The following is a 14,857-nucleotide window of genomic DNA, read 5'->3' as shown; positions in this document are numbered from 1 at the left end:
GCCGCCATGTTCTGGTCAGCCCGCTGCGCGGACGCGATGCTCGTTGATCTGGTTGTCGATGCCATCGACCAGCCGGGTCAGGGTGAAGTCGAACTCGATTTCGGCGAACGGGCCGTCCATCTGGTTGGCCTTGATGCTGGCCGCGTCGGAGTGCTCGGTGACCTTCGGCACCAGGCCTTCGCGGGTGGCGTAGGCGAAGTCGTCGTTGATCAGCGGATCGCCTTCGATGTTGATCTGCGTGGTCAGCTTGCGGTGGTCGGCGGCGCTGATGAAGAAGTGGATGTGCGCCGGACGCTGGCCGTGACGGCCGAGTGCGCTCAGCAACTTTTCCGTCGGGCTGCCCGGGGGCACGCCGTAGCCGCTGGGCAGGATGCTGCGGAAGCGATACTGGCCCTGGTCGTCGGCGATGATCGTGCGGCGCATGTTGAACGGCGCCTGCTTGCCGGTGGGGTCGAAATGCGAATAGAAGCCGCGGGTGTCGCAGTGCCACACCTCCACCTTGGCGCCCGGTGCCGGCTTGCCGCTGGCGTCGTATACGGTGCCGTGCATGACCAGCGGCTGGCCGTCGGTGTCGCTGCCGTCGTCCAGCCGCGCATAACCCTGCTCGACCGGTGCGCCGGCCACGTACAGCGGCCCCTCGATGGTGCGCGGGGTGGGGTTCTCCACACCGATCGCGGCGTCCTTGGCGTCCAGGCGCAGGTCAAGGAAGTGATCCAGTCCCAGCCCGGGGGAGATCAGGCCAGCCTGTCCGGCGGTGCCCAGCGCGTTGAACCAGGCGGCCGCGGTCCAGTACTCGTCGGGGGTGATGTCCAGGTCGTCAATGGCCTTGTACAGGTCCGACATCAGCCGGTGGATGATCTGCTTGGTGCGCGGATCGCCATCCTGCTTGTCCAGCCCGGCGACGGTTTTCAGGAAATCCTGCACTTCGGTGGTTTCGAAGATCTTGACGCTCATGGTTCCACTCCTCTCGAGTTTGCGTTGGCGGCCCCGGGCTCCTCGCGGAAGCCCCGGTCGCTGCTATTCCTGGCGGTCATCCTCGCGGACCGACGACGGGTGCCGGCACAGCGGGGTCACCGCGATCCGCATGTAGGGGAACAGCGGCAGCCCGGTCAGGAGCTCGTGCAGTTCCTCGTTGCTGTCGACATCGAAAATGCTGTAGTTCGCGTACTCGCCGACGACGCGCCAGATGTGGCGCCACTTGCCGCTGCGCTGCAGCTCCTGCGAGTACGCCTTCTCGCGCGCCTTGATGTCGTTGGCCACGTCGGCCGGCAGGTCGGCGGGAATCTGGACGTCCATTCGTACCTGGAAAAGCATGGCTTAACCTCCCTTGGTGGTGTTGGCGAGGCTCACCGCGCGCGTGGCACGGTCACGGCGGAAGAACTGCACGCGGTCCTCGTCCAGGCTGATGCCCAGGCCAGGGCCGGCGGGTACGGTGAGCTGGAAGTCGCTGTAGTCCAGCGGCTCGGTGAGGATTTCCTCGGTCAACAACAGCGGGCCGAAAAGTTCGGTGCCCCACTGCAGGTTGGCGAAGGTGGCGAACACATGGGCCGAGATGACGGTGCCGACCGCGCCCTCGAGCATGGTGCCGCCGTACAGTTCGATGCCCGCGGCGTCGGCGATCGCGGCAACGTGCTGCGCGGCGTACGCGCCGCCGGATTGCTCCAGCTTCACCGCGAACACGTCCGCGCCGGCGACCTTGGCCAGCTCGAACGCCGAGCGCGGCCCGTGCAGGGATTCGTCGGCCATCAGCGCAACCGGGAAACGCCGCGCCAGCCGCGCCAATGCGCCGGCGGTGGCCACCGGTTGCTCGACCAGTTCGCAGCCGGCATCGGCCAGGGCGGCGATGCCGCGCACGGCCTGCAGTTCGCTCCAGGCCATGTTGACGTCGACCCGCACCGCGGCGCGGTCGCCCAGCGCGCGCTTGATCGCGGCGACGTGGGCGACATCCTCGGCCACGGTGCGCGCGCCGATCTTCAGCTTGAACACGTTGTGACGGCGCAGGTCGAGCATCCGCTCGGCTTCTTCGATATCGCGCGCGGTATCGCCGGAAGCCAGCGTCCACGCCACCGGCAGGCGCTCGCGGCGACGGCCGCCCAGCAACTCCGACACCGGCAGGCCGGTGCGCTTGCCGTGGGCGTCGAGCAGGGCGGTTTCGACCGCGCTGCGGGCAAAGCGGTTGTCCTTGATCGACCGGTCCAACTGCGCCATCAACGCCGGCACGCGGGTGGCGTCGGCGCCCTTGAGCAACGGCGCGAAATAGGTGTCGACCGCGAGCTTCATGCCCTCGGGGCTCTCGCCGCCGTAGGCCAGCCCGCCGATGGTGGTGCCTTCGCCGACGCCGACCGCGCCGTCCGAGCAGTGGATGCGCACCAGCATCAGGGTCTGGCCGTTCATCGTGGCCACCGACAGTCGGTGTGGGCGGATGGTCGGCAGGTCGAGCAGCACGGTCTCGATGCGCTCGATCGTGGCGGAAGGATGCATGGCGGGGGCAGGGGAGAGTTTCATCACGATTCGGTTATCGGCTGTCCGCACCCTTGCCGTCCAACACTGAATAACTCTTCATGAATACCTTGAAGGTATAGTCATACCGAAACTGGCGCCACGTTGGCCTTCGATCCTCGCCTGAGTTCATTCAGGGTATGAAAACTTAACGGTAGATCAGCCATGGACCTGCGTCAGCTGCGCTATTTCATCGCCGTCGCCCGCGAGCGCAACTTCACCCGCGCCGCCGAAAAGCTGCATATCGCCCAGCCGCCGCTGAGCCGCCAGATCCAGCTGCTGGAGGAGGAACTGGGCGTAACCCTGATCTCCCGCGCCAGCCGTCCGTTGCGGCTTACCGATGCGGGCAAGTTGTTCCTCGAACAGGCCCTGCAGATCCTCGGCCGCGTAGAGCAGATGAAGGTCGCGACCCAACGCGTGGGGCATCAGCAGCGGCGCGTCTTCTCGATTGGCTTCGTCGCCTCCACCCTGTACGGCGGCGTCCCCGCGCTGGTGCGCGAGCTGCGCAAGCACGCCCCGGAGCTGGACATCCAGTTGGTGGAGATGATGTCGGTGCAGCAGATCGAGGCGCTCAAGACTGGCCGTATCGACGTCGGCTTCGGCCGCATCCGCCGCAACGACGCGGCGGTCGAACGCACCGTGCTGCGCGAGGAGCGGCTGGTGCTCGCCGTGGCGCCGGGCAGCCGGCTGGCCGACAGTGATGCGCCAGTGGCGATCGCCGAGCTGGCGGACGAGGACCTGATCGTCTACCCGAAAGGCCAGCACCCCTCATTCGCCGACCAGGTGCTGGCCCTGCTAGAGGACCACGGGGTGCGGCCTGGAAACGTGCACGAGGTCAGCGAGATGCAGATCGCGCTGGGCCTGGCCGCGGCTGCCACCGGTATCTGCGTGGTTCCGTACACCGCCAGCCTGCACCGCAAGGATCTGCATTACCGCGTGATCGCCGACGAACACGCGACCTCGCCGATCATCCTCAGCCACCGTCGCGATGACGACTCGCCTTACATCGTGTTGATCAAGCAACTGGTACAGGAGTTGTATGCGGCGTCACCGCCCTGGCTCGGCCCGGCAGGTGGCAACCTGCACACACGATGAGGAGACCATCATGGGATTACTGGTAGACGGCAAGTGGCACGACCAGTGGTACGACACCGGCAGCACGGGCGGGCGTTTCGAACGCTCGGCAAGCCGGTTCCGCAACTGGGTCACCGCCGACGGCAGCGCCGGGCCATCCGGGCAGGACGGTTTCAAGGCGGAAAGCGGTCGCTACCATTTGTACGTGTCCTACGCCTGCCCGTGGGCGCATCGCGCACTGGTGATGCGGACGTGGAAAGGCCTGGAAAAACACATCGACGTATCCGTGGTGCATCCGTTGATGCTGGAAAACGGGTGGGAACTGCGCACCGACTTCGAGGGTGCCACCGGCGACCGGCTCTACGGCTTCGACAAGCTGTACGAGCTTTACCTGAAAGCCGACCCGCACTACAGCGGCCGGGTGACCGTACCGACGCTGTGGGACAAGCAGCGCGAAACCATCGTCAACAACGAGTCATCGGAAATCATCCGCATGCTTGGGACAGCCTTCGATGGCATCGGCGCGCGGGCGGGCGATTACTATCCCGACGACCTGCGCGCCGCCATCGACGCCATCAACGCGACCGTGTACGACAACGTCAACAACGGCGTCTACAAGGCCGGTTTCGCCACCAGCCAGGAAGCCTACGACGAGGCGGTCGCCGCGCTTTTTGCCACGCTGGAATCACTCGAGCAGCGCCTGGGGCAACACCGCTACCTGGTCGGCAATACGCTGACCGAAGCGGACCTGCGCCTGTGGACCACACTGGTGCGCTTCGATGCGGTGTACGCGACGCACTTCAAATGCGACCGCAAGCGAATCCGCGATTACCCCAACCTCGAGGGTTTGCTGCGCGACATCCATCAGCTGCCTGGCGTGGCCGATACCGTGTGGATGGATCACATCCGCCACCACTACTTCCGCAGTCACAAGACGCTCAACCCGTACGGCATCGTGTCGATCGGCCCGGTCCCCGCGTTCGACGTTCCGCATGACCGCAATCGGCTGGGCGAACGGGAGGTCCGGGGCGCCTGAAACGCTCGGCCACTGCAGATACCCGGCCGGATCGGTTGCGACCCAGCGCCCGGGGCATGGCGTCGTACGACGAGCGCGGCGTTACTGTTGCCTGGCCTCGATGCCGTCGAACAACCTGTTGATCGCGCCGTAATCCAGCGCCTTGCCGGGTACCGGGTTGCCCTCGCCGTGGTGCAGGAAACTGCTCGTGAGCCCGGCCACGCAATCCAGGGTCGCTATCGAAATCGACGCTCCTGCACTCAGCCGCCGCACACCCAGGGCGGCCAGTTCCGGAACGCCGGGCAGGCCGGGCCGGCTCATCACATTCAACGGCAACCCCGCGTTCTCGACGATGCGGCGGATGTCGTCGGCATCGACCACGCCGGGCACGAACAGGTTGTCGGCGCCGGCCGCGCGATACCGCGCTGCGCGGGCGAGAGTTTCCTCGACGCGCCGCTCGTCGCTGGCGAGGCCACGCAAATAGACGTCCGTACGGGCGTTGACGAACAGGTCCACGCCGCGCTGGGCCGCCATGCGCTTGATCCGTTCAATCTTGCTGGCGAGCAGGTCGGGACTGTCGGCGCCATCCTCGATATTGATGCCGACCGCGCCGGCGTCGATCACGCGGGCGACGTTGTCGGCGACGGTCGCGGGATCGCTGGCGTAGCCGTCCTCGAAATCGACACTGAGCGGCACGCGGATGACGCGGACGATATTGGCGATCGTGGCGATCGATTGCTGCATGGGTAAGTGGCTGCCATCGGCGTAACCGTTGGCCCAGGCCACGCCGGCACTGGTGGTGGCGATGGCCTTGGCGCCGAGACTTTCAATCAGCCGGGCGCTACCGGCGTCCCACGCGTTGGCGAGCAGGAGCAAGCCGTGCTGATGCAATTGGCGGAAGGTGGCTGCGTGATTGATCGCTGTCATGGGGATGGCTCCGGAGTGAGTTGGGGGAGGGCCGCATCGAGTTTGCCGTGAGGCGCGCGGGACACCAGCGTATTCATTGATGCGGCAGCCGCGCCATGTAAAGCAATACACCCGCCAGGCTCTTCAGGTCCTGGTTGTTGTGTGCCAGCACCCGCCGCAGGTTTCGTGCGGAGCCGCCGCGCAGGTAGGTGAGCCACGCGGCGGGGGCTTCCGAGCCCGGCAGGTCATCTTCGCGCACCACGCCGAGCAGTTCGCGTTCGGCGGTGGCCAGGCGGCAGTTTTCCCATTGGCCTTTCCAGTGCCGGCGCACGGGGTGGAGCAGGTCCAGATGGCCCAGCCCGGTCAGCGGATCGGGCAGGCGCGCCAGGCGGTAGCGCGTTTTCAGCAGGGGCGAGTCGTAGCATTTGCCGTTGTAGCTGACGAGTACGGTGTCGTCGGCCAACCAGCTGGCGAAGGTGCGCAGCATGGCGGTTTCCGCGGCCATGCTGGTGATGGTGAGCTGGCGGATGCGGAAGCGTCCGTCGTGCCAGTCGGCGGCGCCGATCATGAAGGCGCGGGTGCCGGTGCCGCCGGCCAGGCCGGTGGTCTCGGTGTCGAAATGCAGCAGGCGGCGATGGTGTACCGACTCCATCCGGGCGAAGGCGGCGTCGACGATGTCGGGCGGGGCGAGCCAGTCGACGTTGGCTTCGGTGTAGCGCAGGCCGGGGGACAGTTCGATGCCGGGGACGTCGCGGTCATTGGATGCCAGGTACGCCGGGCCACGCTTGAGCTGGGCGTGGCGTTGCAGCAGGCGGCGGAGGTCGGGGGAGAGGGTTTTGTGCGTGCTCGGCGACGTGCCCTTCGACTTCGCTGCGCTACGCTCAGGAAGAACGGTAATAGGGGAGCGAGCGGAAGCAATGGAAGACGTTTGCCCCGCATCCGCCCGCAATTGCCGCAGCTTGGTGGCCAGGGCACTCACAGCGCCACCAGCAGCGCCAGCACGCGCAATGCCAGCGCTTTGGGTGTCTGGACGTCCATTTCGCCATGGTGCTCGTCGGCCGCGAGTATGGGCCCCACGCAGCCGGGACAGCCCGCGCGACAATCGCAACGTTCGATCAGGGTGATCGACTGGGCCACCAGATCCTCGCGGCGCTGGAATAGCGGCTCGCTCTGGCCGATGCCGCCGGGGAAGGCGTCATACAGATAGACGGTGGGCGTGAACGGTGCGTCGGGTGCCAGTGCGGTGGGTTGCCCGTCGCTGCCGCGCAACTGGCCGCGACCGCTGAGGTCGGCGCTGACAAACCATGCGCCGTCGCCGCTGCCCACCGATTTCTGCAGGTCGCGCGCTTCGGCCATCACCGCCACGGTGGCCACGATGTGCAGCGCGTACGCGGCACCCAGGAAACCATCCAGCGCCTGCTGCCGATCCTCGAACGCCGAAGCCAGCACCGCCTGCGACAACTGCCACCACACGGCGGTGGTGTGCAGTTCCTGGTCGGGCAGGTTGACCGGGCCGTAGCCGATGTTTTCGTGCGTGTAGAAGCGGATTTTCTTGTAGCCGGGCACGCGGCGCACCACGTGCACTTCGCCGTGATGCGCCTGGCCGCGGCCGGCGCCGGCGCTGTCGAAGCAATCGAGCACTTTCAGCTTGGTGTAGTCGATGGCGTCGGTGTAGTAGTCGACTGCGGTGCGCGTGACGTAGGCCTTGCGGCCGTCCCAGTCCAGCCGTTCCACCTGATAGGGCACCGACTGGATCATGTGGATGGCGCCTTCGTACAAGGTCACCGGCGCGGCGCTGTAATCGACTTCGGCGATGATGGTCTGGCGGCCGTTGGTGCGGTCCACCACCACGAAATTGCCGTCCGCCACCGCGCGCAGTGACACCGCGATGGCGGGGTAGCTGTCGGCGATCCATTCCCAGCGGTCACCCTCGCGATGCAGCACGCCTTCCTCGCCCAGCACATCCAGCCACGGCGTGGCGACCTCGTTGCCGAACATCTCCTCGCCTGCGAACGGCAACTCGAACGCGGCGCAGCGGATGTGGTCGAGCAGGATCAGCGGTTGATCGGGCTGGATGCGCGCGTGCTCGGGCGTGGCGCCCTGGAAGAATTCCGGATGCCGCACCAGGTACTGATCCAGCGGATCGGAACTGGCCACCAGCACGCCCAGCGCGGATTGCTGCCGCCGCCCGGCGCGGCCGAAGCGCTGCCACGTGGCGGCGACGGAACCGGGGTAGCCGTTCAACACCACCACGTCCAGCGAGCCGATATCCACGCCCAGCTCCAGTGCCGAGGTGCTGACGATGCCGTCGACGCTGCCCGCGCGCATGTCGCGTTCGGCGGCGCGGCGCTCCTTCGGCAGGTAGCCGCCGCGGTAGGCGCGGATGCGCGGCGGCTTGCGCGGGTCGTGGTCGAACACGTCCTTGAGGTATTTGGTGAGTACCTCGACCATGCTGCGCGACTGGGCGAACACCAGCGTCTTCAGACCCGACTTGATCGCCAGCCGCGCGATACGGTTGGTCTGCGAACGTGCCGAGGCGCGCAGGCCCAGGTCGGGATTCACCACCGGCGGATTCCACAGCAGCACGTGTTTCTCGCCGGCCGGTGCGCCGCTTTCAACGATGGCGGTGACGGCGTCCTCGATCAGCGCCTCGGCGTGTTGCTGCGGGTTGCCGATGGTGGCCGAGCACAGGATGAATTGCGGGGTGACACCGTAGAACGCGCACACGCGTTTCAGCCGGCGGATCACGTTGGCCACATGCGAGCCGAACACGCCGCGGTACGTGTGCACCTCATCGATCACCACGTAGCGCAGGTTCTCGAAGAACTGCGCCCACTTGGTGTGATGCGGCAGGATCGCCTGGTGCAGCATGTCCGGGTTGCTGACCACGATGTCGCCGTGCAGCCGGATCGCCTGGCGCGCGTCGCCGGGCGTGTCGCCGTCGAACGTGAAGGCCTTCACGCCCAGCTCGCCGGCGTTGTTCAACTCCAGCAGCTCGGCCACCTGGTCCTGCGCCAGTGCCTTGGTGGGAAACAGGTACAACGCCTTGGCGTGCTGCTGCATCGCCGCGCTGATCACCGGCAGCGTGTAGCACAGCGACTTGCCCGACGCGGTGGGCGTGGCCACGGCCACGTGCGCGCCGGTTTGGGTGGCGGTCCAGGCCTCGGCCTGGTGGCTGTAGAGCTGGTTTACGCCGCGACTGCGCAGCGCCTGCGCCAGGGCCGGGGGAAGGTCGGGCGGCAGTGGCGCGTAGCGGCCTTCCTGCGCGGGCAATACGAATGCGCCAGTGATGCGCGCGCCGTAGCGTTTGTTGAGCCGCTGCGCCAGCGAACGGCCATCGCCGGGGCTGCGCAGCACCAGTTCGTCGGCGGCGTGGTAACGGTCGGGCAGGGCATTCATCGGCGGATCTCGGCAGGCAGGGCGGCATGACAACAAGGGGCGGTCTCATCCGCTGAGATCACGCGGAGCAAGACTGGAGCCGCACCGCGACGTTCATCTTTCCCTTCTTCATTTTCACCACAAAAGGTGAAAAGATACCAGCCATGACCCTGCAGCTCACCGCCCGCCAATCCAACATCCTGGATTTCATCCGCGACCGCCTCGACCACACCGGTCAGGCGCCTACGCTGGAGGAGATCGGCCAGGCCATGGGCCTGGCCAACGTCAGCGCGGTGCTGAAACACGTGCGCTCGCTGGAGGCCAAGGGACGGCTGCAGATCGAGCCGAACCGCTCGCGCGGCATCCGCCTGGTGACCTCGGCCGACCCGCTGGACGCGGACACCATGGAACTGCCGTTGGTGGGCCGTATCGCCGCCGGCGAGCCGCTGTTTTCCGATGCACGGGTGGAGCGCACGCTGCGCGTATCCAGCTGGCTGTTCCGGCTGAAGCCCGATTACCTGGTGCGCGTGGTGGGCGACTCGATGCGTGACGAAGGCATCCTCGACCAGGACATCGTGGGCGTGCACGCCACGCCGGTGGCGCGTCACGGCCAGGTGGTGGCGGCGCGGGTGGGCGGCGACCGCTTCACCATCAAGCGGCTGTACTGGCAGGGCGACGTGATCCGGCTGCTGCCGAACAGCCCGGGTTACCAGCCGATCGACCCCGATCCCACCGAGGATTTCGCCATCGAAGGTCTGTTCGCGGGCCTGCTGAGGGGCAGCTGATGGGCGCCGTGGTGGCCTTGTCCACGCTGCTGGATGCGCAGCAGGTCTGGCGCGGGCGAGCGGCGCCGCTGCCGGCGGGCGAGCAGCCCACCGGTTGGGCCGCGCTCGATGATGTGCTGCCGGCTGGCGGCTGGCCGCCGGCCGCGCTGTCGGAAATCCTGTTGCCCGCCGATGGCGTGGGCGAGCTGCGGCTGGTGCTGCCCAGCCTGGCGCGCCTCACCCAGGGCGGGCGGACGGTGGTGATCGTGGCGCCGCCCTACCTGCCGTGCGTGGCCGGCTGGCAGCAGCAGGGCGTGGACATGCGCCGGGTCGACATCGTCGCCGCTGGCGACAGCGACGTGGCCTGGGCGATGGAGCAATGCCTGCGCTCGGGCAGTTGCGCGGCGGTGCTGGCGTGGCCGCGCCAGGCTGACGACCGCACGCTGCGGCGACTGCAGGTGGCGGCGGATCACGGCCAGGCGCTGGCGTTCGCCTTCCGCGATCGCAAGCACCTGCCGCACGCGTCGCCGGCGGCACTGCGGCTGGAGCTGGAAGCCGCGCCCCGCGCCCAGGTGTGGGTGCGCAAATGCCGTGGCGGATCGGTGCCGGCGCAGCCGGTGCCGCTCGGCCGCGCCCTGCATTGATGGTCGGCGGATATGTTGTGGGCCTGCATCGTGCTGCCGCACCTGGCGCTGGACGGCGTCCTTCGTCGTAACCCCCAGACCGGGCCGCTGGTGCTGGTGAGTGGCCCGGTCAACGCGCGCAGCATCGTGTCCGCCAATCGCGAGGCGCGCGAGGCCGGCCTGCACGTGGGTCAGCGGTTGAGTGCCGCGCAGGCCCTGCTGACCCGTTTCGATGCCGTGCCGTACGACCGCGATGCGGTGGATCGCTGGCACCGTTTCCTGGCCGCCGTGGCGTATCGCTACAGCTCCGAGGTCAGCCTGCTGCCGCATGCGATCGTGCTTGAGGTAAGCCGCAGCATGGGCCTGTTCGGTCCCTGGCCGCGGCTGGAGGCGATGCTGCGCGCGGATCTTGCCGCGCTGGGTTTTCGCCACCGCATCACCGCTGCGCCCACGCCGCACGCCGCGTATGTGCTGGCCGGCGTCAGCGACGGCCAGGCGGTGCTGACGCCCGAGGCCATGCGCCGCGCGCTGCAAGGCGTGCCGATCGCCAAAAGCCGCCTGCCGGCGCTGGCGGCCGAAGCCTTGCCCGGCATGGGCATCCGCAGCCTGGGGCAATTGCTGGCGCTGCCGCGCGATGGCCTGCGCCGACGCTTCGGCGCCGAACTGCTGGACGTGCTCGACCGGCTCACCGGCGATCTGCCCGCGGGGCTCGATGCCTATCGTCCGCCCGACGTTTTCGACCTGCGCATCGAGTTGATGCACGAGGTGGAAAACATCGCCTCGCTGGTATTCCCCCTGCGTCGCATGACCGGCGATCTGGCCGCCTATCTGGCGGGGCGCGATGGTGGCGTGCAACGGTTCACGCTGCGGCTGGAACATCGTGACGGCAGGGTTACCGAGGTGCCGGTGGGCCTGCTCACGCCGGAGCGCGAACCTGGCATGCTGTTTGAACTGGCGCGCGGGCGGCTGGATCAGGTGCAACTGCCCGAGCCGGTGCTGGCGATGCGGCTCATCGCGCGCGAGTTGCCGCCGTTCGTACCGGCCGGCCGCGACCTGTTCGACGACCGACCCGCCAACGCGCTGCCGATCGATCAGTTGCGCGAACGCCTGCGCGCACGGTTGGGCGATCGCGCCGTGCATCAACTGGACAGCACCACCGATCCGCGGCCCGAGCGGGCGCAGTCGATTGCGGGAAATCCCTGTAGGAGCGGCTTCAGCCGCGATGCTTCTCAATCTGCCTCGGCCTCAAAAGCGTCGCGGCTGAAGCCGCTCCTACAGAGCATTGGACCACGCCCCACCTGGCTGCTTGATCGCCCCATTCCCTTGCGTGGCACCGAGCCACGCATCCTGGCCGGCCCCGAACGACTGGAAACCGGCTGGTGGGATGGCGGCGAGGTGTGCCGCGATTACTACGTGGTGGAGACGTCGCTGGGCCAGTACGCGTGGGCGTTCTGCGCGCCGGGCGAGCAGGCGGGCTGGATGCTGCAGGGCTGGTTCGCATGACGGATTACGCCGAGCTGCATTGCCTGTCCGATTTCTCCTTCGGCCGCGGCGCCTCGAAGGCCGGCGAGTTGTTCGAGCGCGCCAAGGCCTGTGGTTACCACGCGCTGGCGATCACCGACGAATGCTCGCTGGCCGGCATCGTGCGCGCCTACCAGGCCTCGACCGAGCTCGACCTGAAACTGATCGTGGGCGCCGAATTCCAGCTCGAGGATGGTCCGAAGCTGGTGCTGCTGTGCGAGAACAAGCAGGGCTATGTCGAACTCTGCCGACTGATCACGCGCGGCCGCCGCGCTTCGGAAAAGGGCACGTATCGGCTCACCCGGGCAGACATGGAAAGCGGCATGCCGGGCACGCTGGCGTTGTGGATGCCCGGGCTGCAACCAGATGTCGCGCACGGCCGCTGGATGCGCGACATCTTCGGCGATCGCGCCTGGCTGGCGGTGGAACTGCATCGCGGCCCCGACGATGCCGCCCGCCTGCGCGAACTGCAGGCGCTTGGCCACACGCTCGGAATGCCGCTGGTAGCCAGCGGCGACGTGCACATGCACGTGCGCCGGCGGTTGGCCTTGCAGCACACGCTCACGGCGATCCGCCATCGCGTGCCGATCGCCGAGGCGGGCGCGCTGATCTTCCGTAATGGCGAACGACACCTGCGCCGATGCGATGTGTTGGCCGAGCTCTATCCCGATGCCCTGCTGCAGGAAAGCGTGCGCATCGCCGAGCGTTGCACCTTCCACATGAGCGAGCTGCACTACGACTATCCGGCTGAGCTGGTACCTGAAGGCCACTCGCCAAGCAGTTGGCTGCGCCATCTGGCCGAAGAAGGCATCCAGTGGCGTTGGCCGAACGGCATCAGCGACAAGGTGCGCAAGCTGATCGACGACGAACTGGCATTGATCGCGTCGAAGCAATACGAAGCCTTTTTCCTCACCGTCCACGACATCGTCCGCTTCGCGCGCAGCAAAGAAATTCTCTGCCAGGGCCGCGGTTCGGCCGCCAACTCCGCCGTGTGTTTCGCGCTGGGCGTGACCGAGGTGGACCCGGAGGTCAACGAACTGCTGGTGGCGCGTTTCATCAGCGAAGACCGCGACGAGCCGCCCGACATCGACGTCGATTTCGAGCACGAGCGGCGCGAGGAAGTGATCCAGTACATCTACAAAAAATACGGTCGCGAGCGCGCCGCGCTGGCCGCCACCGTGATCTGCTACCGCGGCCGCAGCGCGGTGCGCGACGTGGCCAAGGCGCTGGGCCTGCCGCTGGATCAGGTCGACCAGCTCAGCGATATCTTTGCGCGCGGCTGGGGCGACAGCTCGGCGGAGGAGCGGCTGCGCGAACAGGGTTTCGATCCGGACAGCCCGATCATCCGCCGCGTGCTGAAACTCACCCACGAACTGATCGGCATGCCGCGGCATTTGTCACAGCACGTGGGCGGCTTCGTGATTTCCAACACCTCGCTGAGCGAGATGGTGCCCGTGGAAAACGCGGCGATGGTTGATCGCACCGTGATCCAGTGGGAGAAGGACGATCTCGATTACATGCGCATGCTGAAGGTCGACTGCCTGGCGCTGGGCATGCTGACCTGCCTGCGCAAATGCTTCGGCTTGCTGGAAAGCGAGCATGGCGTCGTCAAGACCATCGCCACCATCGAGCCGAATGACGCGGCAACCTACGCCATGATCCAGCGCGCCGATACCGTCGGCGTGTTCCAGATCGAAAGCCGGGCGCAGATGGCAATGCTGCCGCGGCATCGGCCGGCGACTTTCTACGACCTGGTGATCCAGGTGGCGATCGTGCGGCCCGGCCCGATCCAGGGCGACATGGTGCATCCGTACCTGCGGCGGCGGAATGGCGAGGAAACCGTCGACTATCCATCGCCGCAATTCAGGAAGGTGTTGCAACGCACGCTCGGCGTGCCGCTGTTCCAGGAGCAGGTGATGCAACTGGCCATCGTGGCGGCCGACTTCACCGATGGCGAGGCCGACAAGCTGCGCCGCTCGATGGCCGCATGGAAACGTCACGGCGGGCTGGAGCCGCATCGCGACAAGCTGATGCGGGGCATGCTGAAGAACGGTTACACGGCGGAATTCGCCGCGCGCATCTTCGAGCAGATCAAGGGCTTCGGCTCCTACGGATTCCCCGAATCGCACGCAGCCAGTTTCGCCAACCTGGTCTATGCCTCGTGCTGGCTGAAATGCCATTACCCGGCGGCGTTTGCCTGCGCCTTGCTCAATTCGCTGCCGATGGGTTTCTACGCGCCCAGCCAGATCGTGCAGGACGTGCGGCGCCACCGCATCGCAGTACATCCGGTGGATGTGCGTTTCAGCGACTGGGATTGCACGCTGGAGCCCGATCCACATGGCAACACCAGCACCCGCGCCGTCCGCCTGGGCCTGCGCATGGTGCGTGGATGCTCCGAAAAGGCCGCGCTGCGGTTGATGGCCGCGCGTGCTCAGCGGCCTTTTACCGACATCACCGACCTGTGTTCGCGGGCCGGTCTCGATCGTCGTCACCAGGAACTGCTGGCCGATGCGGCGGCCCTGCGAGGGCTGGCCGGCCATCGCCATCGAGCGCGCTGGGCCGTGGCCGGGGTCGAACCGCAACTGCCGTTGTTCGGCAACGCAAGTCCGACCGAGCAAGCGGTGATCCTGCCATTGCCCACGCAGGCCGAAGACACGCTGGCGGACTACGCACGCACCGGCCTGAGTCTGGGCGTGCATCCGCTGCGGCAGATCCGCAGCCGGTTGAATGCCGCACGCTGCATCGATGGAAAGGCACTACGCAGGCAACCCCACAACAGCCGTGTGCGCGTGGCCGGCCTGGTGACATCACGCCAGCAACCGCAAACCGCCAGCGGCATCATCTTCGTGACGCTGGAGGACGAGCATGGGCTGATCAACGTAGTGATATGGCGTCATGTGGCTGAAGCCCAGCGACTGCCGCTGCTGCAGGCGCGCCTGCTCGCCGTGGAAGGGCAGTGGGAGCAGGTGGATGGCGTCAGCCACCTGATCGCGCACCGGCTCAAGGATCTCACCCCGCTGCTCGGTGCACTGGATACGCGCTCACGGGATTTCCATTAGGCGCAGGGTGCCCAGTTT

The 14,857-nt window shown here is 67.1% G+C and carries 12 protein-coding genes; 6 read left to right on the top strand and 6 right to left on the bottom strand.

Features of this window, described 5'->3' with window-relative positions; genetic code table 11:
* Window positions 1-15 precede the first annotated feature (15 nt).
* The 3 genes from catA to ASD22_RS03755 form a co-directional block, all read right to left on the bottom strand.
* On the bottom strand, window positions 16-954 hold the full coding sequence (catA, locus tag ASD22_RS03765; RefSeq protein ID WP_056079085.1) for a catechol 1,2-dioxygenase: 939 nt from the start codon (window positions 952-954) through the stop codon (window positions 16-18).
* A 63-nt stretch (window positions 955-1,017) separates the two neighbouring features.
* Window positions 1,018-1,314 (bottom strand): muconolactone Delta-isomerase, encoded by a 297-nt coding sequence (gene catC / locus ASD22_RS03760; protein ID WP_056079082.1) that lies wholly within the window; start codon window positions 1,312-1,314, stop codon window positions 1,018-1,020.
* A gap of 3 nt (window positions 1,315-1,317) precedes the next feature.
* A complete protein-coding gene (locus ASD22_RS03755; RefSeq protein WP_156458935.1) occupies window positions 1,318-2,505 on the bottom strand; it encodes a muconate/chloromuconate family cycloisomerase in 1,188 nt (395 codons plus the stop codon).
* Between the two features lie 159 nt (window positions 2,506-2,664).
* Here ASD22_RS03755 and ASD22_RS03750 point away from each other — a divergent pair, with 159 nt between their 5' ends.
* Both ASD22_RS03750 and ASD22_RS03745 read left to right on the top strand, forming a co-directional pair.
* Window positions 2,665-3,594: a LysR family transcriptional regulator gene (locus ASD22_RS03750; RefSeq protein WP_056079077.1), complete on the top strand. Its 930-nt coding sequence runs from the start codon at window positions 2,665-2,667 to the stop codon at window positions 3,592-3,594.
* A gap of 10 nt (window positions 3,595-3,604) precedes the next feature.
* Complete coding sequence (locus tag ASD22_RS03745) at window positions 3,605-4,609, top strand: glutathione S-transferase family protein (protein WP_056079074.1); 1,005 nt, start codon at window positions 3,605-3,607, stop codon at window positions 4,607-4,609.
* A gap of 81 nt (window positions 4,610-4,690) precedes the next feature.
* On the opposite strand, the gene ASD22_RS03740 is transcribed toward ASD22_RS03745, so the two are convergent.
* From ASD22_RS03740 to ASD22_RS03730, 3 genes are all read right to left on the bottom strand, one after another.
* A complete protein-coding gene (locus ASD22_RS03740; protein ID WP_056079071.1) occupies window positions 4,691-5,515 on the bottom strand; it encodes an isocitrate lyase/phosphoenolpyruvate mutase family protein in 825 nt (274 codons plus the stop codon).
* Between the two features lie 73 nt (window positions 5,516-5,588).
* Window positions 5,589-6,473, bottom strand: coding sequence for a ribonuclease H-like domain-containing protein (locus tag ASD22_RS03735; protein ID WP_056079069.1), 885 nt, complete (start codon window positions 6,471-6,473; stop codon window positions 5,589-5,591).
* Window positions 6,470-8,893 carry a DEAD/DEAH box helicase gene (locus ASD22_RS03730; RefSeq protein ID WP_056079066.1) on the bottom strand — a complete coding sequence of 808 codons (2,424 nt, stop codon included), beginning with the start codon at window positions 8,891-8,893 and terminating at the stop codon, window positions 6,470-6,472. The genes ASD22_RS03735 and ASD22_RS03730 overlap by 4 nt, the downstream gene beginning before the upstream one ends.
* Before the next feature lie 143 nt (window positions 8,894-9,036).
* Here ASD22_RS03730 and lexA point away from each other — a divergent pair, with 143 nt between their 5' ends.
* From lexA to ASD22_RS03710, 4 genes are read left to right on the top strand one after another with little or no spacing between them, the layout of a single operon-like run.
* Window positions 9,037-9,657, top strand: a complete 621-nt coding sequence (lexA, locus tag ASD22_RS03725) for a transcriptional repressor LexA (RefSeq protein ID WP_056079064.1) — start codon at window positions 9,037-9,039, stop codon at window positions 9,655-9,657.
* On the top strand, window positions 9,657-10,280 hold the full coding sequence (imuA, locus tag ASD22_RS03720) for a translesion DNA synthesis-associated protein ImuA (protein WP_056079060.1): 624 nt from the start codon (window positions 9,657-9,659) through the stop codon (window positions 10,278-10,280). The genes lexA and imuA overlap by 1 nt, the downstream gene beginning before the upstream one ends.
* A gap of 12 nt (window positions 10,281-10,292) precedes the next feature.
* Entirely contained in the window at window positions 10,293-11,762 is a 1,470-nt protein-coding gene (locus tag ASD22_RS03715; RefSeq protein ID WP_056079058.1) for a DNA polymerase Y family protein, read from the top strand.
* Window positions 11,759-14,839 (top strand): error-prone DNA polymerase, encoded by a 3,081-nt coding sequence (locus ASD22_RS03710; RefSeq protein ID WP_056079055.1) that lies wholly within the window; start codon window positions 11,759-11,761, stop codon window positions 14,837-14,839. Before ASD22_RS03715 ends, ASD22_RS03710 begins: the two co-directional genes overlap by 4 nt.
* The last annotated feature ends 18 nt before the right edge of the window (window positions 14,840-14,857 follow it).

Source organism: Rhodanobacter sp. Root480, assembly GCF_001426645.1.
Classification (GTDB): Bacteria; Pseudomonadota; Gammaproteobacteria; order Xanthomonadales; family Rhodanobacteraceae; genus Rhodanobacter; species Rhodanobacter ginsenosidimutans.
Note: the sequence above shows the minus strand (reverse complement) of the source record. Positions and strands in the feature narration are given on the sequence as shown.

What these genes read in the sequence shown, in the direction of transcription:
- catA (WP_056079085.1), bottom strand. Translation starts at nt 954, where the DNA reads ATGAGCGTCAAGATCTTCGAAACCACCGAAGTGCAGGATTTCCTGAAA.
- catC (WP_056079082.1), bottom strand. Translation starts at nt 1,314, where the DNA reads ATGCTTTTCCAGGTACGAATGGACGTCCAGATTCCCGCCGACCTGCCG.
- ASD22_RS03755 (WP_156458935.1), bottom strand. Translation starts at nt 2,505, where the DNA reads ATGAAACTCTCCCCTGCCCCCGCCATGCATCCTTCCGCCACGATCGAG.
- ASD22_RS03750 (WP_056079077.1), top strand. Translation starts at nt 2,665, where the DNA reads ATGGACCTGCGTCAGCTGCGCTATTTCATCGCCGTCGCCCGCGAGCGC.
- ASD22_RS03745 (WP_056079074.1), top strand. Translation starts at nt 3,605, where the DNA reads ATGGGATTACTGGTAGACGGCAAGTGGCACGACCAGTGGTACGACACC.
- ASD22_RS03740 (WP_056079071.1), bottom strand. Translation starts at nt 5,515, where the DNA reads ATGACAGCGATCAATCACGCAGCCACCTTCCGCCAATTGCATCAGCAC.
- ASD22_RS03730 (WP_056079066.1), bottom strand. Translation starts at nt 8,893, where the DNA reads ATGAATGCCCTGCCCGACCGTTACCACGCCGCCGACGAACTGGTGCTG.
- lexA (WP_056079064.1), top strand. Translation starts at nt 9,037, where the DNA reads ATGACCCTGCAGCTCACCGCCCGCCAATCCAACATCCTGGATTTCATC.
- imuA (WP_056079060.1), top strand. Translation starts at nt 9,657, where the DNA reads ATGGGCGCCGTGGTGGCCTTGTCCACGCTGCTGGATGCGCAGCAGGTC.
- ASD22_RS03715 (WP_056079058.1), top strand. Translation starts at nt 10,293, where the DNA reads ATGTTGTGGGCCTGCATCGTGCTGCCGCACCTGGCGCTGGACGGCGTC.
- ASD22_RS03710 (WP_056079055.1), top strand. Translation starts at nt 11,759, where the DNA reads ATGACGGATTACGCCGAGCTGCATTGCCTGTCCGATTTCTCCTTCGGC.